We start from the raw sequence: 22831 nt of genomic DNA on the forward strand, positions 1-22831 counted from the left end.
CCGGATGCGCGTTCGGTGCTCAGCCTAGGCAGCCGAACTCGGTGCGCCGACGAAACGCCCGGGTCTTGTGACGGATCTGGTACGTGTCGCACACCACTCCGGTACCCTCTCCGCCCCGCCCCGGGACCCGTCAGATCCAGCTGTTGAACCACATCCGCTGCCGCCAGTCGTCCATCGGAATCGTCTCGCCCGTATACAGGGGGTAGAAGAAGAGAAAGTTCCACATGATCAGCAGGATCAGCAGGCCGGCGGCGGCGGAGCCGATGATCCGGCGGTCCCGGGAGGCCCCCGCGGGCCCGATCAGCGCACCGACCAGCATGGTCACCGCGAGCACCAGGAACGGCACGAAGCAGACCGCGTAGAACAGGAAGATGGTCCGCTGCTGGTAGACGAACCAGGGCAGGTAGCCGGCCGCCAGGCCGCACAGCACCGCGCCGGCCCGCCAGTCGCGCCGGACCGCCCAGCGCCAGAGGCAGTAGACCAGGGCGATGACGCCGGTCCACCAGAGCAGCGGGGTGCCGATGCCCAGCACCTCGCGGGCGCACTCGCTGACCGTGCAGCCGGCCTGGCCCTGCTTCGGGGACTCGTAGAAGAAGGAGACCGGCCGGCCCACCACCAGCCAGCTCCACGGGTTCGACTGGTAGGTGTGCGGGTCGCTCAGGTGGGTGTGGAAGTCGTAGACCGTCGAGTGGTAGTGCCAGAGCGCGCGCATGCCCTCCGGGATCCACGGGAAGTCGGTCGACCGGCCGACCGCCCAGTCGCGGCCGTAGCCGCCCTGGTTGGGGACGGTGCTGCTGGCGAACCAGCCCCACCAGGAGGTGATGTAGACGACCACCGAGGTGACCACGATCGACACGAAGGCGGGCACCGCGTCGCGGACCAGCGTCCACCGGTAGGGGCGGTCGGCACCGGCCAGCCGGCGCGAGCCCGCGTCCCACAGCACCGTCAGCAGGCCGAAGGCGGCCGCCACGTACAGGCCGCTCCACTTGGTCGCGCAGGTCAGGCCCACGCAGGCACCGGCCGCGATCCGGTACGGGCGCCAGCCCAGGTTGAGCCGGTGGGCGAGCTTCGCGTCCGGGGCGTCACCGAGGCGGGCGGCGATCCGGGCCCGGGTGCGGTCGCGGTCCAGCAGCAGGAAGCCGAAGGCGGCGAGGATCCAGAACATCACCACCAGGTCCAGCAGCGCGGACCGGCTGAGCACGAAGTGCAGGCCGTCCACCGCGAGCAGCAGCCCGGCCACGCAGCCCAGCAGGGTGGAGCGGAAGAGCCGGCGGGCGATCCGGGCCACCATCAGCACCGAGAGGGTGCCGAGCAGCGCCACCGCGAACCGCCAGCCGAAGGGGTTCATCCCGAACAGCTGCTCACCGGCGCCGATGATCCACTTGCCGACCGGCGGATGCACCACGTACGAGGGGTTCGGCCGGTACGGGACCCCCGTGCCCGCCATGATCTGCTCGTTGGCGTTCTCCGGCCAGCTGATCTCGTAGCCGCCGTGCCAGAGCGCGTAGGCGTCCTTGGCGTAGTACGTCTCGTCGAAGATGATCGCGTTCGGCTGCCCGAGGCCGGTGAACCGGAGCAGCCCGGCGAACACCGCCACCGCGAGCGGGCCGAGCCAGCCCGCCCAGCGGCAGAGCCAGGTCCAGAGCGGCTCCGGCAGGGATATGCCCAGGCGGAGCAGGAGCGGCGGGGACGGCACCCGCTTCGGCGTCACGCCCGGGCCGTCCGGCATCGGCGGTGCCAGGCGCTCGGCCGGCGAGGCCTTGGGCGCCGGGGCGTAGCCGAACCGGGCCAGGCCGCGCAGCCAGGCCGGGCGCGGCGCCCGGGCGGCGTCGGCGGCCGGGGGCGGCCCGGGGTCGTGGCCGGCGCCGGAGGCGGAGCCGGAACCGGTGTCGTGGCCGGTGACGGTGCCGGGGGCGGGGCCGTGTGCCGGGTCGGCATCGCGCGGGGCCGGCAGGGCGGGCGACGGCTGGTCCGTCAGGACCGGCACGCCGACGTCACCACGCGCGGTGTGGTCTGTACCAGTGGGCGTCTGCGCCGCCGTGTCGCCGTTCATCCGCCACATGGTAGGGGTGCACCGTGAGTGTGGGACGGCTCCCTCCGAAGCTGCCCGAATCGTCACCAAAAGCGCCGGGCGGGCCGTTGCTGGAAGGATGGGGCACGTGACAGGAGTACTCGTATTGGCAGGCACCCCCATCGGCGACGTCTCGGACGCCCCGCCCCGGCTGCTCACCGAGCTGGCGTCGGCGGACGTGATCGCGGCCGAGGACACCCGGCGGCTGCGCCGGCTCACCCAGGCCCTCGGGGTGACCCCGGCAGGGAGGGTCGTCTCCTACTTCGAGGGCAACGAGGTCGGCCGGACCCCCGAACTGGTCGAGGCACTGCTCGGCGGCGCCCGGGTGCTGCTGGTCACCGACGCCGGGATGCCGTCCGTCTCCGACCCCGGCTACCGGCTGGTCGCGGCCGCGGTCGCCGCCGACGTCAAGGTCACCGCGGTGCCCGGGCCGTCCGCGGTGCTCACCGCGCTGGCCCTGTCCGGCCTGCCGGTGGACCGCTTCACCTTCGAGGGCTTCCTGCCCCGCAAGACCGGGGACCGGGCCCGGCAGCTCGCCACCGTCGCGGCCGAGCCGCGCACCATGGTCTTCTTCGAGGCCCCGCACCGGATCGCCGAGGCGCTGGCCGCGATGGCCGAGGCGTTCGGCGCCGACCGGCCCGCCGCCATCTGCCGCGAGCTGACCAAGACCTACGAGGAGGTCAAGCGCGGGCCGATCGGCGAGCTGGCGGCCTGGGCGGCCGAGGGCGTGCGGGGGGAGATCACCGTGGTGGTCGCCGGCGCCCCGCCGGCCGCGCCGCAGGAGCTGACCCCGGCCGAGCTGGCCCGGCTGGTGGCGGTCCGGGAGGAGGCCGGGGAGCGGCGCAAGGAGGCGATCGCGGCGGTCGCGGCCGAGCTCGCGCTGCCCAAGCGGGACGTGTTCGACGCCGTGGTGGCGGCGAAGAACGCGGCGGCGGCGGCCGGGGCCTGAGCGGGGGCGTACCCGCGGCCTGACCGGGGTCGTACCCGCGGCCTGGGCGGGGTCGTACCCGTGGCCTGGGTCGCGTCGGGCCTGAGCCGGGGCGGGGTTCGGGCCGGGTCGGGTCGGGGGCTGCTCGGGCCGCGGGTGCGGAGCGCTCGGGCGCGGGGGTGCCGCCGGGCGGAGGGGCGCGTACCTTGGAGAGAAGGCCCCGGTAAACGCCCGCCAAGCTGAAGTTTCGGTCGAGGTTTTCGGGCAGGACCCACCCTTTCGTATAGGGATTCCCAACCCGCCTCCAAGTCTTCACAAGACGGGCATCACCGGGGACGTTCCGGGCATTTGCTGGGATGGAAAGACCCAGCCGGGTGAGCGCCCGGCGGGCGCTGGGAGACGGCTATGAGCGAGACGATCGGTAGCCCCCGCGGTGGCAACGCCCTGAGCGACCCCGGCCCGAGCAGCCCCGGCCCGACCGGCCGGGCGCACACCCCCGTCGAGACCGTCCGGGAGGCCTACTCGTTCGCGTGCCTGAGCTGCGGGTACGGGTGGGAGCAGGCGTACGACATCGAGCACCACGTGGCCCGCGACGGGCACGTCGTGATCGAGTACCACGCCAACGGTGTCCGGGTGCCGTCGCCCCTGCTCAAGCCGACCTGCCCGGGCTGCGGCGGCCACACCGTGCGGATCATGCGCGAGGGCCGGGTGGCCGGCGCCGAGAAGATCAGCCAACACGCCCCCGGCTACTCCGACCACGCCGAGCCCGCCGGGCCGGCGGTGGCCAGGCCGGTCCGGACCCCCGGTACGGGCGGCGGGGCCTGGTCGCGGTTCTGGGCGCGGCTGCGGGGCTGAGCGTCCCGGCGGTGGTCGGCGGCCGTGGGCCGACCGGCCCCGGCCCCCTGCGGGCCGTCCTCCCCTCGTGATCGGTCGAGGGCGGTCCGCGCACCCGACTAAGCTTTCCGACCATGGCGGCCACTGCAGACCACAGCACCAGCAGCACCGGGGACACCACCCCCGCGTACTACGTCACCACCCCGATCTACTACGTCAACGATCGCCCCCACCTCGGCCACGCGTACACCACCGTGGCGGGCGACGTCCTCACCCGCTGGCACCGCCAGCGCGGCGAGAAGGTGTGGTACCTGACCGGCACCGACGAGCACGGTCAGAAGATCCTGCGCACCGCCGAGGCCAACGGCGTCACCCCGCAGGAGTGGTGCGACAAGCTGGTCGAAGAGGCCTGGAAGCCGCTCTGGCAGCACCTGGAGATCGCCAACGACGACTTCATCCGCACCACCCAGGAGCGGCACACCGCCCGGGTGCAGGAGTTCGTCCAGGACCTGTACGACAAGGGCGAGATCTACAAGGGCGGCTACTCCGGCCCGTACTGCGTCGGCTGCGAGGAGTACAAGCTCCCCGCCGAACTGCTCGACGGCGCCACCGAGGACGAGAAGCTCTGCCCGATCCACAAGAAGCCGGTCGAGTGGCTGGAGGAGGAGAACTACTTCTTCCGCCTCTCCGCCTACGGCCCGAAGCTGCTGGAGTTCTACGCCGAGAACCCCGGCTTCATCGCCCCCGAGACGGCCCGCAACGAGGTGCTGCGCTTCGTCGAGCAGGGCCTGCAGGACCTCTCCATCTCCCGCTCCACCTTCAACTGGGGCGTTCCGCTGCCCTGGGACGAGAAGCACGTCCTCTACGTGTGGGTCGACGCGCTCCAGAACTACATCACCGCGGCCGGCTACGGCGCCGACCCGGAGCGGTTCGCCGAGCTGTGGCCGGCCTCCGTGCACCTCGTCGGCAAGGACATCCTCCGCTTCCACGCGGTGATCTGGCCCGCGATGCTGATGGCCGCCGGGCTGCCGCTGCCCAAGCGCGTCGTCGCCAACGGCTGGCTGATGGTCGGCGGCGAGAAGATGTCCAAGTCCAACCTGACCGGCATCGCCCCGACCGACCTGACCTCGCACTTCGGCGTCGACGCGTACCGCTACTACTTCCTGCGGGCGATCCCGTTCGGCACCGACGGCTCGTTCTCCTGGGAGGACTTCTCCGCCCGGTACACCTCCGAGCTGGCCAACGACTTCGGCAACCTCGCCTCCCGGGTCGCGGCCATGGTCGGCAAGTACTTCGACGGGGCGCTCCCGGCCTCGACCGCCCACGGCGACGCCGAGCAGGCCGTCGCGGCCGGCCTCGCGGCCGCGGTGGAGACCGCCGACCGGAAGATCGGCGAGGAGCTGGACTTCGCCGGCGGCCTCGCGGCGATCTTCGAGTTCGTCAAGCAGGTCAACGGCTACCTCACCGAGCAGGAGCCGTGGAAGGTCGCCAAGGACGACTCGGCCGAGGGCCGGGCCCGCCTGGCCACCATCCTCTACACCGCCGCCGAGTCGCTGCGCGCCACCGCCGTGCTGCTCAACCCGGTCATGCCGGCCACCGCCGAGAAGCTCTGGCTCTCGCTGGGCGCGGCCGAGGGCCTGGGCGCGCTCGCGGGCCAGACCGTCGCCGGTGCGGCCCAGTGGGGCCTGCTGCCGGTCGGCTCCACCGTCACCAAGGGCGAGATCCTGTTCCCGCGGCTCGAAGAGAAGCCGGCCTCCTGAGGCCCGCCCTCCTGAGGCCCGCCCCCGTGGCAGAGAAGGACGACGACTGATGCCGAAGAAGGACGACGACCGGTCGACCCCGCCGCCGCTGCCGGCCCCGCTGGCGGTCGCGGTGGCCGACTCGCACACCCACCTGGACATGCAGTCCGGCACCCCCGCCGAGGGCCTGGCACGCGCCGCCTCGGTCGGGGTGGCCGCCGTCGTCCAGGTCGGCTGCGACGTGCCCGGCTCGCACTGGGCCGCCGAGCTGGCGGCCCGGTACGAGCAGGTGCACGCGGCCGTCGCCCTGCACCCCAACGAGGCGCCGAGGATCTTCCTCGGCGACCCGGACGGCTGGTCCGGCCGGCGGCGGGCCCCCGGCGGGGCCGCGGCGCTGGACGCGGCGCTGGCCGAGATCGACGCGCTCGCCGCACTGCCGCAGGTCGTCGCGGTCGGCGAGACCGGCCTCGACTACTTCCGCACCGGGCCGGAGGGCGTGGAGATCCAGAAGGAGTCGTTCCGCCGCCACATCGAGATGGCCAAGCGGCACGGCAAGGCCCTGGTGATCCACGACCGGGACGCCCACGAGGACGTCATCGCCGTCCTGCTGGCCGAGGGCGCACCCGAGCGGACCGTCTTCCACTGCTACTCCGGCGACGCCGAGATGGCCAAGGTCTGCGCCGAGCACGGCTGGTACCTGTCCTTCGCCGGTCCGGTCACCTTCAAGGCCAACCAGCCGCTGCGGGACGCCCTGGCGGTGACCCCGCTCGACCGGATCCTGGTCGAGACGGACGCGCCCTTCCTCACCCCGCACCCCTACCGCGGCCGCCCCAACGCGCCGTACCTGATCCCGGTCACGGTGCGGTCGATGGCGGACACGCTGGGACTGCACGAGGACGAGCTGTCGACGGCCATCGCGGCGAACACGGCGCGGGCCTTCGGCTACTGATCCGATCGAACGGACATCGGGTTCCGGAGGAACGATTCGGCACTCCCGGGGCACTCCTAGGCTGGCTAGCATGAGTGCAGTGAGGGAGGTGGCCATGACCGCCATGCCGATCGACGAACCCGTCGGGGACCACCAGGACAGGACGAGTCCGCTGTCCCAGGACTGGACGTACGAGCAGGTCAAGAACCTCGACCTGCCGTTCGATTGGGATCTGGTGGACGGAGTCATCGTGGTCCGGGGGCAGACGAATCAGTGGCACGACCAGGTGCGCGACAGGCTCTTCATGGCCCTGTTCGCCGCACGGGTCACGCCCTACGCGGCCAACGTCGAGCGCTGCGTGCTGTTGGACGAGGACAACACGACCAAGCCGGACGTCGTGGTGTTCGACAAGACGGACCTCGACGTCTTCGAGCTCGAATGCCTCCCGCCCGAGGTGGTGGCCCTCACCGTCGAGGTCGTCTCGCACGGCACCCGGGCCAACGACCGCTTCCGCAAGCCCGGGCAGTACGCCGAGAAGAACATCCCCTACTACTGGCGGGTCGAGCGCGGCGTCGACAACCTCCCGATCGTCCACGAGTTCCACCGGGACGAGGAGAAGGGCGTCTACCTGCCCGTCGCCCAGCACGAGGGCGTGCTGAGGACCACCGTGCCGTACCCCGTGGAGATCGACCTCGCGGCGGTCGTCGAACTCTGAGCGCCCGCCGCGCCCGTATCCTTGGCGCGTGAGCACCACCGACCCCACCCCTGACAGCCACCTGCTCGGCGCCGCGGACATCCGGGCGCTGGCGGAAGCGTTCGGCGTCAAGCCGACCAAGCAGCGCGGGCAGAACTTCGTCATCGACGGCAACACCGTGCGGCGGATCGTCCGGGCCGCGGAGGTGACCGCCGAGGACGCGGTGGTCGAGGTCGGACCCGGGCTCGGGTCGCTGACCCTGGCCCTGCTGGAGGCCGCCCGGCACGTCACGGCGGTCGAGATCGACCCGGTACTCGCGCAGCACCTGCCGGACACCGTCGCCGCCCGGATGCCGGGCAAGGCCGACTCCTTCGACCTGGTGTTCAGCGACGCCATGGTGGTCACCGAGCTGCCCGGCCCCGCGCCGACCGCGCTGGTCGCCAACCTCCCGTACAACGTCGCCGTGCCGGTGCTGCTGCACATGCTCGCGACCTTCCCCAGCATCGAGCGGACGCTGGTGATGGTGCAGAGCGAGGTCGCCGACCGCCTGGCCGCCAAGCCCGGCAACAAGGTGTACGGCGTGCCGTCCGTCAAGGCCAACTGGTACGCCGACGTGAAGCGCGCCGGTGCCATCGGGCGGAACGTGTTCTGGCCCGCGCCCAACGTCGACTCCGGACTGGTCTCGCTGATCCGCCGCGACCCGCCCGCCACCACCGCCACCCGGGACGAGGTGTTCGCGGTCGTCGACGCCGCGTTCGCCCAGCGCCGCAAGACCCTGCGCGCCGCGCTCGCCGGCTGGGCCGGCTCCGCCGCCGCCGCCGAGCAGGCGCTCGCCGCGGCCGGGATCGACCACAAGCTGCGCGGCGAGATGCTGACGGTGGAGCAGTTCGCCGCGATCGCCGAGCACAAGCCCGAGCACGAACCCCGGCACAAGCCCGAGTAAGGGACTGAGGACTTCAGTGAGCGTCACGGTACGTGTCCCCGCCAAGGTCAACGTCCAGCTGGGGGTCGGCGGCCTGCGCGCCGACGGCTTCCACGACCTGGCCAACGTCTTCTTCGCCGTCGCCCTCGGCGACGAGGTGACGGCGACCGAGGGCGAACCCGGGCAGGGCGTCACGCTCGCCTGCACCGGGCCGGACGCCGACGCCGTCCCGCTGGACGGCAGCAACCTCGCCGCCCGCGCCGCCCGGCTGCTCGCCGCCCACCACGGCCTCGCCGAGCCCGACGTCCACCTGCACATCGCCAAGGCCATCCCGGTGGCCGGCGGCATGGCCGGCGGCAGCGCCGACGGTGCGGCGGCGCTGGTCGCCTGCGACGCGCTGTGGGGCCTGGCCACCTCCCCGGAGGTGCTGCTCGACCTGGCGGCGGAACTCGGCTCGGACGTGCCGTTCGCCCTGGCCGGCGGCGTCGCCCTCGGCCGCGGCCGGGGCGAGATCCTCGAAGCGCTGCCCGTCACCGGCACCTTCCACTGGGTCTTCGCGGTCGCCGACGGCGGCCTCTCCACCCCCGCCGTCTTCCGGGAGTGCGACCGCCTCCGCGAGGAGGCCGGAACCGGCTCCGCCGACACCGAGGTGCCCACCCCCGACGCCGACCCGGCACTGCTCGCCGCCCTCGCCGACGGCGACGCCGTCGCCCTGGCCGCTGCGCTCGCCAACGACCTGCAGCCGGCCGCGCTGTCGCTGCGGCCGGCCCTCGCCGACACCCTGCGGGCCGGCACCGAGGCCGGTGCGCTCGGGGCGCTGGTCTCGGGCTCCGGCCCGACCTGCGCCTTCCTCGCCAAGGACGCCGACGCGGCGGAGGCCGTCGCGGCCGCGCTGCGCGCCTCCGGCAGCTGCCGGGCCGCGCACGCCACCCACGGACCGGTGCCGGGGGCGGCCGTCCTCGGAGGCTGAGGCAGCAGTGGCGAGGTGGTGTGGCGCGGTGGCGGAGCCTGGTCCCGGGCCTGGTCGGGCCCGGGGCGCCGGCGGCCCGCCGCGGTGGCTCGGCGGGCGCCCGTGACGGCGTGAGCCCGGTCCCGGGGAAAAGCTCGGCGGCCGGGTCGGCCGGGGCGGCCCACTAGGCTGGGGAGGATCGGGGCTCCGCCCGAGCCCCGAGTCCTCGAACCCTGGAGCGCAGCACACGTGGCCGTCAACCTCGCCACCATCGAGTCCGTCACGAAGGTCTACGGCACCCGGGCCCTTCTGGACGGGGTCAGCCTCGGCGTCAGCGAGGGCGACCGGATCGGCGTCGTCGGACGCAACGGGGACGGCAAGACCACCCTGATCCGGATGCTCGCCAAGCTGGAGGAACCGGACGGCGGGCGGATCACCCACTCCGGCGGCCTCCAGCTCGCCGTCCTCACCCAGCACGACTCGCTCGACCCCGAGGCCACCATCCGGCACGAGGTCATCGCCGACCGCGCCGACCACGAGTGGCTCGGCGACGCCCGCATCCGCGACATCATCGAGGGCCTCTTCGGCGGCCTCGACCTGCCCGGCTTCCCCAACGGCCTGGACACCGTCATCGGCCCGCTCTCCGGTGGCGAGCGCCGCCGGATCGCCCTCGCCAAGCTGCTGCTCGGCTCGCCCGACCTGATCGTCCTCGACGAGCCCACCAACCACCTCGACGTCGAGGGCATCGCCTGGCTCGCCAAGCACCTCCAGGCCCGCCGCTCCGCACTCGTCTGCGTCACCCACGACCGCTGGTTCCTCGACCAGGTCTGCACCCGCATGTGGGACGTCCAGCACGGCGCCGTCCACGAGTACGAGGGCGGCTACTCCGACTACGTCTTCTCGCGCGCCGAGCGGTCTCGGATCGAGGCCGTCGAGGAGCAGAAGCGCCAGAACCTGGCCCGCAAGGAGCTCGCCTGGCTGCGCCGCGGCGCCCCCGCCCGCACGTCCAAGCCGCGCTACCGGATCGAGGCCGCCAACGCGCTGATCGCCGACGTCCCCGAGCCGCGCGACAAGAGCGAGCTGATGAAGTTCGCCAACGCCCGCCTCGGCCGGACCGTCTTCGAGCTGGAGGGCGTGACCGTCAAGGCCGGCCCCAAGCTGCTGCTGGAGAACCTGACCTGGCAGCTCGGCCCCGGCGACCGGATCGGCCTGCTCGGCGTCAACGGCGCCGGCAAGACCTCGCTGCTGCGCGCGATGCGCGACGCCTACGCCTCCGAGGGCGACGTCCAGCCCGCGTCCGGCGTGATCAAGGTCGGCAAGACGGTCCGGCTGGCGTACCTCTCCCAGGAGGTCGCCGAGCTCGACCCGGCCATCCGGGTGCTCCAGGCCGTCGAGCAGGTCCGCTCGCGGGTCGACCTCGGCAAGGGCCGGGAGATGAGCGCCGGCCAGCTCTGCGAGCAGTTCGGCTTCGGCAAGGACAAGCAGTGGACGCCGCTCGGCGACCTGTCCGGCGGCGAACGGCGCCGGCTCCAGCTGCTCCGGCTGCTCATGGACGAGCCGAACGTGCTCTTCCTCGACGAGCCCACCAACGACCTCGACATCGAGACGCTCAACCAGCTGGAGGACCTCCTCGACGGCTGGCCCGGCTCGATGGTCGTCATCAGCCACGACCGTTTCTTCATCGAGCGGACCACGGACGTGACGTTCGCGCTGCTCGGCGACCAGCGGATGCGGATGCTGCCGAACGGCGTCGACGAGTACCTGGAGCGGCGGGCCCGGATGGCCGCCGCCGCGGCCCCGGCCACCCCCGCCGCCGCGTCCGGTGCCGCCGCCGCCGAGGCCCCCGGGCTCTCGGCCGGCGACGCGCGGGCCGCGAAGAAGGAGATGCAGAAGCTGGAGCGGCAGATCGCCAAGCTGGACGAGAAGGAGTCCAAGCTGCACGCCCAACTGGCCGAGCACGCCGCCGACTTCTCCAAGGTCGCCGAGCTGGACACCCAGCTGCGGGCGGTGCGGGAGGAGAAGGAGGAGCTGGAGATGAGCTGGCTGGAGCTGGCCGAGCAGGTCTAGGTCCTGGGGGAGCGGGGCTGAGCGGGGCTGGGCGGGCGGGGTTGAGCTGCGCTGGGCGCGTGCATCGGCGGGCTGGGCGGGGCTGGGCTGAGCGGGGCTGGGTGCGCGGGCTGGGCGGAGTGCCTTACGGGTTCCCGCTGAGGAGCGTGTCCAGCTCGTCCGCCGCACGGCCCAGCGCGCTGCGCGCCGGGTCGTGCGGCCGGGTCGGACGCACCGCCGCACGCATGGGCGGGCGGTGCGCGCGGGCCGCCGCCGTCAGCTCGTCCAACGCCCGCCGGACCCGGTCCACCTCGGCCGGATCCGGCACCCGGCCGCCGTACCGGCGCTGCGCCGCGTACGCCGCCACCGCACCGCTCAGCCGCTCCAGCGCCGCCGTCGCAGGCAGCCACCGCGCGGCCAGCCGCCCCGTCGGAGGCGGCTCGGACAACCCCTGCTCCACCTCCGCCCGGGCATCGGCCAGCGCCCGATAGGCCGTCCGGCGCAACCACACCTCGGCGAGCGGCTCCGGACCGCCCTGCTGCGCCACCGAGGCCAGGTAGTCCTTCAGCGCCGCGGCCGCGGCCACCAGACGCGGCTCGATGCGGTGACGCGCGCGCTCCGGCCACAGCAGGTAGCCGAACAGCAGCACGATCGCGCTGGCGAGCACGGTGTCCAGCAGCCGGGGCCAGAACTCGGCCGCCCCGCTCTGCCCGCCCAACTCCAGCAGGACCAGCGCCATCGGCGTCATCACCACGGTGTTGAGCCCGTAGTGCGCCGCCGTCGCGTACGGCAGCAGCGCGACGCACAGCGCGGCGATCCCGGTCAGCGCCCAGGCGTCCGTGGTCAACGAGAGCAGGCCCGCCGTCACCGCCACCCCCAGGACCGTCCCGATCGAGCGGCTCACCGCACGCAGGAACACCGAGCCGAGGTCCGGCTTCAGCACGAAAGCGATCGTCATCGGCACCCAGTAGCTCTTGCTGAGCGGCAGCGCGGCCGTGACGGCCGCGCCGACCGCGATGCAGAGCGCCACCCGCAGCCCGTACCGGACCGAGGCCGGCGACAGCAGCCGCACCCGCAGCCGCCACGGATCCGGCGGCGGCACGGGCGCGGTGCCCAGCGTGGCCTCGCGGCCCGCGACCGTCTCCGCGGCCGCCCGCAGCGCCACGTCCAGCGCCCGCCGGGACGGCGTGTCCGGCAGCCAGTCCGGCACCGGCACCTCGCCGCCGCCGCGCTCAACGGCCCGCGCCAACCGGGCGGGCACCGCAGCGACCTCGGCCGGCACCGGCCGCCACGCCCACAACAGGCCGGCCGCCGCCTCCGTCGCCGCCAGCGCCGCCTCGTACATCCGGCGCAGCCGCACCGTACGCGGCGAATCCGGAAGACGGGGGTGGGGCGGGGGCAGCAGGTCCTGCACCTGGTTCAGCCGGGCCGTCAGCACCTGGCGGGAGGCCGCACCCCGCGGCGTCCCCAGATCGGCCAGCACCCGGCCCAGCGCGTCGTACGCGGCCGCCAGCGCACGGTTGCGCGGATCCGCGCCCGGCAGCCGGTAGCTGCGCAACGGCAGGCCCGACAGGACCACGAACGCCGCACCAGCCAGCATCATCGGCGCCGCCGCCCACCACGGGTCGGGCAACGGCATGCCGCTGCCCAGCGCGGCGGAGACCAGCAGCAGCATGCCGGCCGCCGAACCGCGCGGGCCGGTCGCGCTCAACGCGCCCGAAACGAAAGCCGTGACGGTCAGCGCGGCGCCCAGCGCGAGCGCCGGCGGGCCGAGGTGCTGCAGAGCGGACCCGATCAGCATGCCGAGCGCCGACGCGAGGATCGCGCCGCCGATCCGCGGCGCGCGCAGCCGGACCGGCTCGATGCGGTCGTTCATGGTGGCATGCATGGCGCCCAAGCCGGCGAACACGCCGAGGTCCACGCGGTCCGTGAGCAGGCCGGCTGCCAGCGGCACCGCCATGCCCAACGCGGCACGCACCATCAACGCCAGCGGCAGCGGCGGACGCGCCGGCCGGGCGGCACGGGCCCACCAGGGGGATTCGGCGGACGGGGCGGCGGTCACGTGGCTGCATCCGATCTGCTGCGGGGCCTGCCCCGGGAGGGGACGGGGCGGCCCGGATCGCTGCTGTGCGACATTGCGCGGCAGATGAGGTCGTATCCGGCGGAACCGGACCCGGCCAGTCTAACCGCCGGGCCGCCGGGGGCCTTTGGCCGCCGGGAGGGGGAGGAGCGGAGGAGGGGCAGAACCCCGGTTGGTGGGTGGCGCGGCCGGGGTACGCGGGCGCTCCCCGCACGTGTCAAGTTCGTACCGATCGCGTACAGGCGGGCCATGGGATCTGCCCGCCCGACGGGCCCGGTGGCTACCATGACCGGGTGACATCCGTCCCGAGGGGCGGACGGCCGCGCCGGGTGGACGGTGCGACCCGTCGGACCTGTTCAACCTGCACGGCCGAGTAGTTGACGGTGTGTCGCGGCGCGGTGCCCAGGGGGGTGCCCCGCGCACGGGGGAGAGGTGAATGCTGTGCCAGGCGAGGCTGGACCGGGCGGCGCGGGCTGGGCGGATGGCCCGAACGGTGAAGTGAAGTCGTGGTCGCTCGACAACAGTTGGATCGGCAGGACGGTCAGCCAGGTCCAGGTGGACGTCAGCGCCACCGCACTGGTGGCGGCGTTCGGCTCCAAGGACGTCAAGGTCGAGCTCGACACGCTGACCAACTTCAAGAAGAAGGTCGACGCACTGCTGGCCTCGCTGGAAGGCTCGGAGGCCGCCCAGCACAAGGTCAAGGAGCAGAAGCTGACGGAGGGGAACCTCGGCACCGGCTTCAGCGAGTCCAAGGACCTGATGGCCGCGTACGACAAGACGCACGCGGCCATCGCACAGCTCTCGAAGGCCTTCGCCGACCAGATCGCCAAGATGAGCACGGCGGTCGCGCAGACGGCGGGCACGTACGGGAGCAACGAGGAGCACCAGACCGCGGCGGCCAAGGCGGTCGCGAAGAACGCCGACACCTACACCCCGGCGGCCGGTCCGAACGGGCCTGCGCCGAAGCAGGGCGGCGGCGGCTCCTTCTCATGATGACGGTCCGGGGGAAGAGTTCCAGCGACACGGGGAGCAACTGATGGCAGGCGGGACGAACTTCGAGGGGATCGAGCACGCCAAGCTCAAGTCGATGGTCATCAACAGCGATCCCGCAAAGGTGGCCAGCCGGGGCAACCAACTCAAGGCAGCCAGCCGGGTCCTGGACGACCTCAGCCGGGCGCTGGCCGCCCACCTGGGCCAGATCCAGTGGGAAGGCCCGGCCGCCGAGAGCTTCAAGACCTGGGCCACCGACCTGAACAAGTCGGCCGCCATGATCAGCGAGTTCTCGAAGGGCGCCGGCGACGCGATGGTCCAGGCCGGCGAGGCGCTGAGCACCGCCAAGACCGGCGTGCCGGAGCCGCCGAAGACAGACATCGACACGGTGTCCCGGCATTCCAAGCAGCCTTGCCTGAAGCCCTCGACGGTGAGCGTGGCCGGTATCGGAAACCCGGCCGCGATGACCGACGCGATCATGAAGAAGGAAGACCCGACCTGGGTCTCCTACGCGGAGGCCGCAGCGGCACAGAAGCGGGTCGAGGCCGCGCACCAGGAAGCCATCCACCAGATGGAGAAGCTGGCGCAGGCGTACGACGCGGCGACCACCAAGCTGAACGGACTCAAGCTGCCGGATCTGCCGGGGGCAGCGGACGGTGGCGAACGTGGTGGCTTGACCGAGGTAGGTGCCGGTGGCGGAGGGGGCTCTGGAGGTTCTGGCAGTGCCGCGCGTGGTTCGCGAAGGGTTGCTTCCGGCTACAGCGGTGGCAGCTACAGCCCGGCCGGTGGTGGCTACGGCGGTGGTGGCTACAGCCCAGCCGCTGGTGGCGGCGGATCCGTGACGCCCCGTCCGTCCGCATCGGCTCCGCAGGGGACGGGCTCGCCGGGGCACGTCACGCCGGTCCCGTCGGCCGATGGTGGATCGGTGCCGCTGCCGCATGACCCGGGTGCGTCCGGATCGTCCCCGCTGCCGCCGTACCCCACCGACCGCCCTGCGACCGGGCTTGACAGCCTTCCGCCCGTACCGACCCTGCCCGGCCAGACCGGTCCGGTGGGTCCGGGCGGAGGCGGTCCCGTGCCGCCCTACACCCAGGGAGGCGGACCCGGGTACCCGACGGTGCCCGGCGGCGGTCCCGGCCTCTACCCCGGTGGCGGGCCTGTTCCGTTCGGAGGCACCGGTCCTCTCGGTGGCGGACCGGTCCCCGTCAAGGGTGGTGGCGGGTCGGTCCCGCCGAACCGGGCCAGCACCATCGGGGGCGGCAACCCGCCGGCCAAGAGCGGTGGGTCGGGTCCGGGAGGCGCCACCGGTCCGGTCTTCGGGGCCAGGGAGGCCCAGGGGCGGTCCGGCGGGGCCGGAGGCCAGGGCGGCTTCGGCGGAATGGGCGGCGGCATCCAGCCGGGCCTGGGTGGCCATGGTGGCGGCGGCGTTGTCGGGGGCGGCTCGCGTGGCCGGGGCCCCGGTTCGACCGGCGGCGGTGTGGTCGGAGGGCAGAAGGGCCCGGTGGCCGGCGGGGAGTTCACGCCTGGCGGGAGCGGTCTGCGCAACCGGGCCACTGCCACCGGGGCAGCGGCCGAGGGCGGGGCGCGTCAGACCCAGAACGGCATGATGGGCCCGGGCATGATGGGCGGTACGGCGGAGCGGAGCGGACGCGAGCGCCGCCGGCGGGCCGACTACCTGCACGAGGACGAGGAGACCTGGACCGGCGGTTCTCCGAAGAGCAACCCTGGCGTGGTTGAGTAACGAGCGAACGACTGCCCGGCCACTGGGCTCACCCCGGTGGCCGGGCAGACCTGTCCGGGGAGTGTCCTCGCCCTGCGGGGAGACCGACGAGGGAGCTGTGATGCGGCGGACGGACGTACGGGTGCGCGGGCGGGGGATCGCCGCAGCGATGCTGGCGGCGGGGATCGTTGCCGGTCCGGCGGCGGTTCCCGCGGTCGCGGTGGAGTCGATTCGCGAGCAGCAGTGGCACCTCGATGTCATGAAGGTGGCCGAGATCTGGAAGATCAGCAAGGGGCAGGGTATTACCGTTGCGGTGATTGACAGTGGGTTCAGGCTTGATCACCCGGACCTTTCCGGGCAATTTCTTCCCGGAAAGGATCTGAGTGGACTTCCGGGCGGGATCGCGGACGACAAGACCGGCCATGGAACGCAGATGGCAGGGATTATTGCGGGCACCGGAAGGGGAATGAGTGGCAAGGGGGCCTATGGTCTCGCCCCTGGTGCCAAGTTGTTGCCGGTGAAAATCAAGAACAACTCGAACTCCGGAAGCGATGTCTATTCGGCCGAGTTCCTTGGGCAGATCACACAGGCAATCACATATGCCGCGGACCAGGGCGCGAAGGTCATCAGTGTTTCCCAGGGGAGCTCTGCTGGCGGTGCCAGCGCTTCAGATGTCGCGGCTTTGAGGAACGCTGTGGCCTATGCAGGCAGCAAGGGGGCACTGGTGGTTGCCAGTGTCGGGAACTCGGCGCAGGCCGGGAACCCGGTCGAATACCCGGGGGCGATTCCGCTCGTGCTAGGTGTGGGTGCCGTTGATCGGAACGGCATGGTGACGGCGGAATCCGAGCAGGGGTTGCAGGTTGACCTCACTGCGCCCGGCGTGGATATCTACAGCTCCTGCAGTGCATCCTCGGGCTACTGCAAGGGCCACGGTACGTCCGATGCGACGGCGTTGGTGTCCGCTTCGGCGGCTTTGGTGTGGTCGGCGCATCCGGAATGGACCGCGAACCAGGTCGCGCGTGTCCTCATCAACACCGCCGGGAAGCCCACGGACGGATCCAATCGGAACGACATCGTCGGCTATGGCATTGTGCGGCCGAGAGTCGCGCTGACCGAGCCGGGGGATCCGGGGCCGGCGGATGTGTACCCGATTCCGGAGCAGGCGGTCGGTGGGCCCTCGCCCGCTCCCTCCTCCTCGGCCCCGTCGGCTCAGGCGAGTCCGGCGGCGTCCTCGGCGGTGCCTGCGCCCGCGCCCGGGGAGGGGAGTACTCCGGTCGGCGGGCCGGTGGTGCAGTCCGTGGCCGGGGAGGGGTCCGATTCCGGTATGGCGGTGCCGATCGCGGTGGCCGTGGCCGGGGGACTGGTGTTGGTGCTGGTGGTCGGTGTGGTGGTGTTCGTGAGGCGGCGGCGGGCGGCGGGGCGGCAGGTGCCGGTCGCGGTGCCGGTGCAGCCGTCCGGCGTGCCGGGTGAGGTTCCGCCTCCGCCGTCGTACGGGCCTCCGTCGGTTCTGCCGGGTGACAACCCGTACGCGCGGTAGTTCCACCGCCCGGGGCGTGTCCCGGGGCCTTGAGCGGCTCCAGCGGGGATGTCCCGTCCCCGCGGGGCGGGTTGGGGACCGGCGTGCGGGGCGGCGCGTGGCGGGCTGAGGGCGCTGGTGTCACCCGGGTGGGTGCTGGTCCGGGGGGTGGGGTGGTCGTCAGGGTGGTGGTATGGGTGCGAAGGGACAGATGCGGCGGGCTGCGGCTGCGGCGCTGATCGGCACGGCGATCGAGTTCTACGACTTCTTCATCTACGGGACGGCGGCGGCGCTCGTCTTCGGCGGGGTGTTCTTTCCCGAACTGGGCACGGTGGGGGCGCTGTTGGCGGCGTTCTCGGTGTACGCGGTGGCGTTCCTGGCGCGGCCGCTGGGGGCGGTGGCGTTCGGGCACTTCGGGGACCGGCTGGGGCGGAAGACGACGCTGGTGGTGTCGCTGCTGCTGATGGGGCTGTCGACGGCGGCGGTGGGGCTGCTGCCGGGGTTCGACGTGTGGGGGTGGTGGTCGCCGGTGGCGCTGGTGGTGCTGCGGGTCTGCCAGGGGGTGGGGCTGGGCGGGGAGTGGGGCGGCGCGGCGCTGCTGGTGGCGGAGAACGCGCCGGCCGGGCAGCGCGGGCGGTACGGGGCCTACTTGCAGTTGGGGCCGACCAGCGGGTTCGTGCTGGCCAACGGGGTTTTCCTGGCGCTCCAACTGGGTTTGGACGAGGCGGCGTTCCGTTCCTGGGGCTGGCGGGTGCCGTTCCTGGCGTCGTTGGCGCTGGTGGCGGTGGGGCTGTTCGTGCGGTTGCGGGTGGAGGAGACGCCGCTGTTCAAGGGGGAGGCGCGTACGGGTGTGGAGCGGGCGCCGGTGGTGGAGGTGTTGCGCGGGCACTGGCGGACGGTGCTGGTCGGCTGCGGTGCGATCACGGTGGGGTACGCGCTGTTCTACCTGACCACCACGTACGCGTTGGCGTACGCCACGACGGGTCTCGGCGTGCCGAGCACGCTGGTGCTGTCGATGCTGCTGGCGGGCGCGGTGGGGAAGGGCGTGACGGTGTGGCTGAGTGCGCGGCGCAGTGACGAGTGGGGGCGGCGGCGGACGCTGCAGGGGGCGACGGTGCTGGCGGTGGCGTGGGCGCTGGTGCTGTTCCCGCTGCTGGAGACGGTGCGGCGGCCGCTGATGTTCGTCGCGCTGGCGGGGGCGATGGTGGTGCTGGGGTGCCTGCTGGGGCCGTTGGCGGCGTTCCTGCCGGAGCTGTTCCCGACCCGGGTGCGGTACACGGGGGCGGCGCTCACGTACAACCTGGGCGGGGTGGTGGGCGGGGCGACGACTCCGTTGATCGCGACCAGGCTGACGGAGGCGTACGGGACGGCGGAGCCGGTCGGCTGGTACCTGGCGGCGTGGGGGGTGGTGGCGCTGCTCTGTCTGCGGCTGCTGCCGGAGACGAGCGGGACGGACCTGGCGGTGGCCGGGGCCCACGGCGGGCGCCGCCGGGCGCCGGGCCTGGGGGCGGGGGCTGGGGCGGATCCGGCGGCGTAGCGCGCGGCGGCGGCGATGGCGGCGGCAATCGCGGGGTCGGTGGCGGCGGGGTCCGCCGAGCGGCCTGGCGGCCGCGCGGGAGGGGTCCGACCGGGTGCACGGGGAGGGGTGAGCACGGCGATCACCGGCCCGGGTCGATTTCCCTTTCCGGTCCCGGGCCGTGTAATGTCTTCCTTGTTCGAGCGAGCAAGCGGTCAGCGAGCGAGCGGGAACAGAGTGAACAGGCCCCTATAGCTCAGTCGGTAGAGCGTCTCCATGGTAAGGAGAAGGTCTGCGGTTCGATTCCGCATGGGGGCTCGGCAAAGGACCTCCGCCATCTGGCGGGGGTCTTTTTCGTGTGTCCGCCCCCGTGGTGGCGGTGAGACGGCCTAGCGAGTCGGGTACGGAATGCGCTGTGATGGTGCGTCATCGGCCGCCTGCCCCGACCGGGTGGGGGTGCGGGCCGGACGCCGACCTGGAGGGCCTCATGGGTGTTCGACTCGTGGTGGTCGACGACCACCGGCTGTTGGCGGAGGCGCTGGCCACCGCGCTCCAGTTGCGCGGCCACCGGGTGCTCGCGGTCGGCTCGCCGGCCGGTTCGGCGGCCGATCTGGTGGTGGGCCGGCGGCCGGAGGTGTGTCTGCTCGGCGTGGCCGCGCCGGCTGATCCGGGGGCGTTCGAAGGGCTGCGCCGGATCCGCCGGGAGCGGCCCGAGGTGGCCGTCATCGTGCTCGGTCCGGTCGGTGAACTGCGCGGTGTGGCCGGGGCGTTCGCGGCAGGGGCGGCCGGTTACGTGCCGAGCGACGAGCGGATCGAGGTGGTCGAGCGGGCCATCGCGCGGGCCCGGGCGGGTGAGGCGGCGGTCGCCGTGGAGGTGCTCCGGGGGGCCTTCGACCAGTTGCTCAGGCCGGCGGCCGAGCCGGACGACGAGGCGGTGCGCTTGCTCCGGCTGCTGACCCGGCGCGAGGTGCAGGTGCTGGCCCGGATCGCGGACGGTGAGGACACCGCGGCGATCGCGGCGGGGATGCGGATCGCCGCGAGCACGGCGCGGACGCACGTCCAGCGGGTGCTGATGAAGCTCGGCGCGCGGACGCGTCTGGAGGCGGCCGCGGTGGCGGCGCGCACCGGTCTGCTGGACCGGATGGCCCGGCCCTGAGGGCGGCGGCGGTCGCGGGGACGCGCGCCCGCGCGGCGTGCGGGACCGGCGCGCGGCCGCACGGCGCGCGCCGTGCGGCCGGTGCGCGGAGCCCGAGGTGTCGCAGGGGTGGACGCGGGCCGTACGGGCGGGCCGAATCGGGTCGAAGCGGACACGGGGAGGGTGCCCCGATGGTCCGGAGCACCCCCGGGGGCCAGGGAGAATAGGCCGCAGTCGTACGTACGTCTCCGATGGCCCGCCGACGGCGGCGGACCATCGTCCGCTGGAGGTCGAGCATGAGTAAGTACCTGGTCACGGGTGGCGCCGGCTATGTCGGCAGCGTGGTGGCCGCCCACCTGCTGGAGGCGGGGCACCAGGTGACCGTCCTGGACGACCTCTCCACCGGCTTCCGCGAGGGTGTGCCCGCCGGTGTCGAGTTCGTCGAGGGCCGGATCCAGGAGGCCGGCAAGGTGCTGGACGCCTCCTTCGACGGTGTCCTGCACTTCGCCGCCTCCTCGCAGGTCGGCGAGTCGGTCGCGGACCCGGAGAAGTACTGGCGCAACAACGTGGCCGGCTCGCTGGAGCTGATCAGCGCCATGCGCGCGGCGGGCGTGCGCAAGCTGGTGTTCTCCTCCACCGCCGCCACCTACGGCGAGCCGGAGGCCGTGCCGATCGCCGAGACCGCCCGCACCGCGCCGACCAACACCTACGGTGCCACCAAGCTGGCCGTCGACCACCTGATCACCAGCGAGGCCGTCGCCCACGGCCTGGCCGCCGTCTCGCTGCGCTACTTCAACGTGGCCGGTGCGTACGCCAGTTCCTCCGGAGTCTCGTTCGGCGAGCGGCACGACCCCGAGTCGCACCTGATCCCGCTGGTGTTCCAGGCGGCGCTCGGTCAGCGCGAGCACATCGCGGTGTACGGCGACGACTACCCGACCCCGGACGGCACCTGCATCCGCGACTACATCCACGTCGCCGACCTGGCCGACGCCCACCTGCTGGCGCTGGACGCGGCCAAGCCGGGCGAGCACCTGATCTGCAACCTCGGCAACGGCAGCGGCTTCTCGGTCCGCGAGGTGATCGAGTCGGTCAAGCGCGTGACCGGCCGGGAGATCCCGGTGCAGGTCTCCGGCCGCCGCGCCGGCGACCCGGCGGTCCTGGTGGCCTCGGCCGAGCGCGCCCACAAGGAGCTGGGCTGGACGCCGCGCCGCCCGAACCTGGACGACATCGTCGCCGACGCCTGGAAGTTCACCCTGGAGAAGAACGGCCAGTAGGTCCGGCCGGCCGAACAGGCCCCCGCAGCCCCGGCAGGCACACCGGGCACGCCGGGCACGGTACGGACGGAGCGCCGCCCCCGCACGCCGGGGGCGGCGCTCCGGCGTTCCCGCCGAGGGCAAGGGTGGCCGAAGAGGCACCAAGTCACGCCAATTTCGCACCTCCTGACGAAACTTCACCAAACCCCCACCGAGTCGGCGCCCACCCCGTACGCTGATTCCGGTACCGGTGGGGGCCGGCACCTCGGCCCTTCCGGGGCACCCGGGAGGTGGCGGCGCGGGAGTGCCCGGACGGCGGCGGCAGGACCGGGGCGCCGCCCCGGAACGCGGGCCGGAGCTGAGCAGGGGGGAAGTGACGATGGGACGGATCCGCGTCCTGGTGGTCGACGACCACCGGATCTTCGCCGAGGCGCTGGCCGCGGCGCTCGCCGCGGAGCCCGATGTCGAGGTCGGCGCGGCCGGCAGCGCGGCCGCCGCGGAGCGCGCACTGGAACGTGCCGCCACCGAGGGACGCGCCTTCGACGTGGTCCTGGTCGACGCGGACCTGGGAGTCGCAGAGGCGGGGGCGGCCGCGCGCAGGCCCCGGCAGCCCGGTGTCGACCCGCCGCCCGAAGTCCTCCGCCGCAGGCCCGTCGCCGTGCCGTCGCCCCGCCGTCCGGCCGCCGTCCCCGGTGCGTCGGGCGCCCAGACCGCAGGAACGTCCGGCCCCGCCGGACCACCCGGGAGCGCCGGACCGTCCGGCATCGGCGGCACAACCGCCGGGACGCCCGCCGGCCGCTACCCGGCCGCCCCGCGTCCGTCCGCTCACCCGGCCGCCCCGCACCCGGCGGAGCCCCATCCGGTGCCCCAGGCCGCCCCGGGCATCCCCGCGGCACCGTCGGCCACCGCTCCCGTACCCGACGGCATCACCCTGCTGGCCCGGGTCCGCCGCCACCACCCCGGGCTGCGGGCGATCGTCCTGGCCACCGCCGACGACCCGCACCGCGCCGCCCGCGCCCTGCACGCCGGTGCCACGGGCTGGGTGGCGAAGGAGAGTTCGCTGGCCAGGCTGCTGGCGGTGATCCGGGGTGTGCTGCGGGACGAGACGCACGTGCCGCCCGCCCTGCTCACCGGCGTCATCCGCGAGCTCACCACCGCGCGCCGGGACCGCACCGAGAGCGAGCGCCTGGTCGACACGCTCACCCCGCGGGAGAAGCAGATCCTGCGCTGCATGGTCGCCGGACTCGGCCGGCAGGCCGTCGCCGAGCGGCTCTACCTCTCCCCGCACACCGTGCGCACGCACATGCAGAACGTCCTCGGCAAACTCGGGGTGCACTCCACCCTGGCCGCCGTCGCGGTGGCCCGCCGGGCGGGTGTCAGCCCGTCCGAGCCCGCCGCTCCCGCAGCCCCGTCGTCCGTCGCCACGACCACAGCTCCCGGCGCCGGCTGATCCGCCCGTGTCACCGCCGCACCGGCTCAGGTCCGTCAGGTCAGGGAACTCCGGAGGACA

17 protein-coding genes and 1 tRNA gene are annotated in these 22831 nt (G+C 73.4%); 16 read left to right on the forward strand and 2 right to left on the reverse strand.

Annotation, left to right across the window (positions count from 1 at the left end):
• Window positions 1-130: 130 nt before the first annotated feature.
• A complete protein-coding gene (locus AC067J_RS22145; protein WP_478301692.1) occupies window positions 131-2053 on the reverse strand; it encodes a dolichyl-phosphate-mannose--protein mannosyltransferase in 1923 nt (640 codons plus the stop codon).
• A gap of 106 nt (window positions 2054-2159) precedes the next feature.
• Between AC067J_RS22145 and rsmI the strand changes: the two genes are divergently transcribed.
• The 8 genes from rsmI (at window position 2160) to AC067J_RS22185 (ending at window position 11132) form a co-directional block, all read left to right on the forward strand.
• A complete protein-coding gene (gene rsmI / locus AC067J_RS22150) occupies window positions 2160-3020 on the forward strand; it encodes a 16S rRNA (cytidine(1402)-2'-O)-methyltransferase (protein ID WP_478301694.1) in 861 nt (286 codons plus the stop codon).
• A gap of 384 nt (window positions 3021-3404) precedes the next feature.
• Window positions 3405-3854, forward strand: coding sequence for a hypothetical protein (locus AC067J_RS22155; RefSeq protein ID WP_478301696.1), 450 nt, complete (start codon window positions 3405-3407; stop codon window positions 3852-3854).
• 113 nt (window positions 3855-3967) lie between these two features.
• On the forward strand, window positions 3968-5593 hold the full coding sequence (gene metG / locus AC067J_RS22160) for a methionine--tRNA ligase (RefSeq protein ID WP_478301698.1): 1626 nt from the start codon (window positions 3968-3970) through the stop codon (window positions 5591-5593).
• A gap of 49 nt (window positions 5594-5642) precedes the next feature.
• Window positions 5643-6521 carry a TatD family hydrolase gene (locus AC067J_RS22165; RefSeq protein WP_478301700.1) on the forward strand — a complete coding sequence of 293 codons (879 nt, stop codon included), beginning with the start codon at window positions 5643-5645 and terminating at the stop codon, window positions 6519-6521.
• Window positions 6522-6591: 70 nt separating this feature from the next.
• Window positions 6592-7215: a Uma2 family endonuclease gene (locus tag AC067J_RS22170; protein ID WP_478301702.1), complete on the forward strand. Its 624-nt coding sequence runs from the start codon at window positions 6592-6594 to the stop codon at window positions 7213-7215.
• Between the two features lie 28 nt (window positions 7216-7243).
• A complete protein-coding gene (gene rsmA, locus AC067J_RS22175; RefSeq protein WP_478301704.1) occupies window positions 7244-8137 on the forward strand; it encodes a 16S rRNA (adenine(1518)-N(6)/adenine(1519)-N(6))-dimethyltransferase RsmA in 894 nt (297 codons plus the stop codon).
• A 16-nt stretch (window positions 8138-8153) separates the two neighbouring features.
• The gene (locus AC067J_RS22180) at window positions 8154-9086 is read left to right on the forward strand and encodes a 4-(cytidine 5'-diphospho)-2-C-methyl-D-erythritol kinase (RefSeq protein WP_478301706.1); all 933 of its coding nucleotides are present in this window, start codon (window positions 8154-8156) and stop codon (window positions 9084-9086) included.
• A 228-nt stretch (window positions 9087-9314) separates the two neighbouring features.
• On the forward strand, window positions 9315-11132 hold the full coding sequence (locus tag AC067J_RS22185; RefSeq protein ID WP_478301708.1) for an ABC-F family ATP-binding cassette domain-containing protein: 1818 nt from the start codon (window positions 9315-9317) through the stop codon (window positions 11130-11132).
• A gap of 124 nt (window positions 11133-11256) precedes the next feature.
• Here AC067J_RS22185 and AC067J_RS22190 read toward each other — a convergent pair whose 3' ends face one another.
• A complete protein-coding gene (locus tag AC067J_RS22190) occupies window positions 11257-13173 on the reverse strand; it encodes an FUSC family protein (protein ID WP_478301710.1) in 1917 nt (638 codons plus the stop codon).
• A 516-nt stretch (window positions 13174-13689) separates the two neighbouring features.
• Here AC067J_RS22190 and AC067J_RS22195 point away from each other — a divergent pair.
• The 8 genes from AC067J_RS22195 (at window position 13690) to AC067J_RS22230 (ending at window position 22771) form a co-directional block, all read left to right on the forward strand.
• Window positions 13690-14184 (forward strand): hypothetical protein, encoded by a 495-nt coding sequence (locus AC067J_RS22195; protein WP_478301712.1) that lies wholly within the window; start codon window positions 13690-13692, stop codon window positions 14182-14184.
• Window positions 14185-14227: 43 nt separating this feature from the next.
• Complete coding sequence (locus tag AC067J_RS22200) at window positions 14228-15922, forward strand: WXG100 family type VII secretion target (RefSeq protein ID WP_478301714.1); 1695 nt, start codon at window positions 14228-14230, stop codon at window positions 15920-15922.
• A 100-nt stretch (window positions 15923-16022) separates the two neighbouring features.
• The gene (mycP, locus tag AC067J_RS22205) at window positions 16023-17438 is read left to right on the forward strand and encodes a type VII secretion-associated serine protease mycosin (protein ID WP_478301716.1); all 1416 of its coding nucleotides are present in this window, start codon (window positions 16023-16025) and stop codon (window positions 17436-17438) included.
• A gap of 172 nt (window positions 17439-17610) precedes the next feature.
• Entirely contained in the window at window positions 17611-18954 is a 1344-nt protein-coding gene (locus AC067J_RS22210; RefSeq protein ID WP_478301718.1) for an MFS transporter, read from the forward strand.
• A gap of 224 nt (window positions 18955-19178) precedes the next feature.
• A tRNA-Thr gene (locus AC067J_RS22215) sits at window positions 19179-19251 on the forward strand.
• Between the two features lie 169 nt (window positions 19252-19420).
• Window positions 19421-20089 carry a response regulator transcription factor gene (locus tag AC067J_RS22220; protein WP_478301720.1) on the forward strand — a complete coding sequence of 223 codons (669 nt, stop codon included), beginning with the start codon at window positions 19421-19423 and terminating at the stop codon, window positions 20087-20089.
• Window positions 20090-20364: 275 nt separating this feature from the next.
• Entirely contained in the window at window positions 20365-21342 is a 978-nt protein-coding gene (galE, locus tag AC067J_RS22225; protein ID WP_478301722.1) for a UDP-glucose 4-epimerase GalE, read from the forward strand.
• Window positions 21343-21700: 358 nt separating this feature from the next.
• Window positions 21701-22771 carry a LuxR C-terminal-related transcriptional regulator gene (locus AC067J_RS22230; protein ID WP_478301723.1) on the forward strand — a complete coding sequence of 357 codons (1071 nt, stop codon included), beginning with the start codon at window positions 21701-21703 and terminating at the stop codon, window positions 22769-22771.
• The last annotated feature ends 60 nt before the right edge of the window (window positions 22772-22831 follow it).

This window comes from Kitasatospora sp. NPDC042419 (assembly GCF_056437345.1).

Excerpts from the sequence above, each read along its gene's own strand:
- AC067J_RS22145 (WP_478301692.1), bottom strand. The coding sequence starts at position 2,053 with ATGAACGGCGACACGGCGGCGCAGACGCCCACTGGTACAGACCACACC.
- AC067J_RS22155 (WP_478301696.1), top strand. The coding sequence starts at position 3,405 with ATGAGCGAGACGATCGGTAGCCCCCGCGGTGGCAACGCCCTGAGCGAC.
- metG (WP_478301698.1), top strand. The coding sequence starts at position 3,968 with ATGGCGGCCACTGCAGACCACAGCACCAGCAGCACCGGGGACACCACC.
- AC067J_RS22165 (WP_478301700.1), top strand. The coding sequence starts at position 5,643 with ATGCCGAAGAAGGACGACGACCGGTCGACCCCGCCGCCGCTGCCGGCC.
- AC067J_RS22170 (WP_478301702.1), top strand. The coding sequence starts at position 6,592 with ATGAGTGCAGTGAGGGAGGTGGCCATGACCGCCATGCCGATCGACGAA.
- AC067J_RS22200 (WP_478301714.1), top strand. The coding sequence starts at position 14,228 with ATGGCAGGCGGGACGAACTTCGAGGGGATCGAGCACGCCAAGCTCAAG.
- mycP (WP_478301716.1), top strand. The coding sequence starts at position 16,023 with ATGCGGCGGACGGACGTACGGGTGCGCGGGCGGGGGATCGCCGCAGCG.
- AC067J_RS22210 (WP_478301718.1), top strand. The coding sequence starts at position 17,611 with ATGGGTGCGAAGGGACAGATGCGGCGGGCTGCGGCTGCGGCGCTGATC.
- AC067J_RS22220 (WP_478301720.1), top strand. The coding sequence starts at position 19,421 with ATGGGTGTTCGACTCGTGGTGGTCGACGACCACCGGCTGTTGGCGGAG.
- galE (WP_478301722.1), top strand. The coding sequence starts at position 20,365 with ATGAGTAAGTACCTGGTCACGGGTGGCGCCGGCTATGTCGGCAGCGTG.
- AC067J_RS22230 (WP_478301723.1), top strand. The coding sequence starts at position 21,701 with ATGGGACGGATCCGCGTCCTGGTGGTCGACGACCACCGGATCTTCGCC.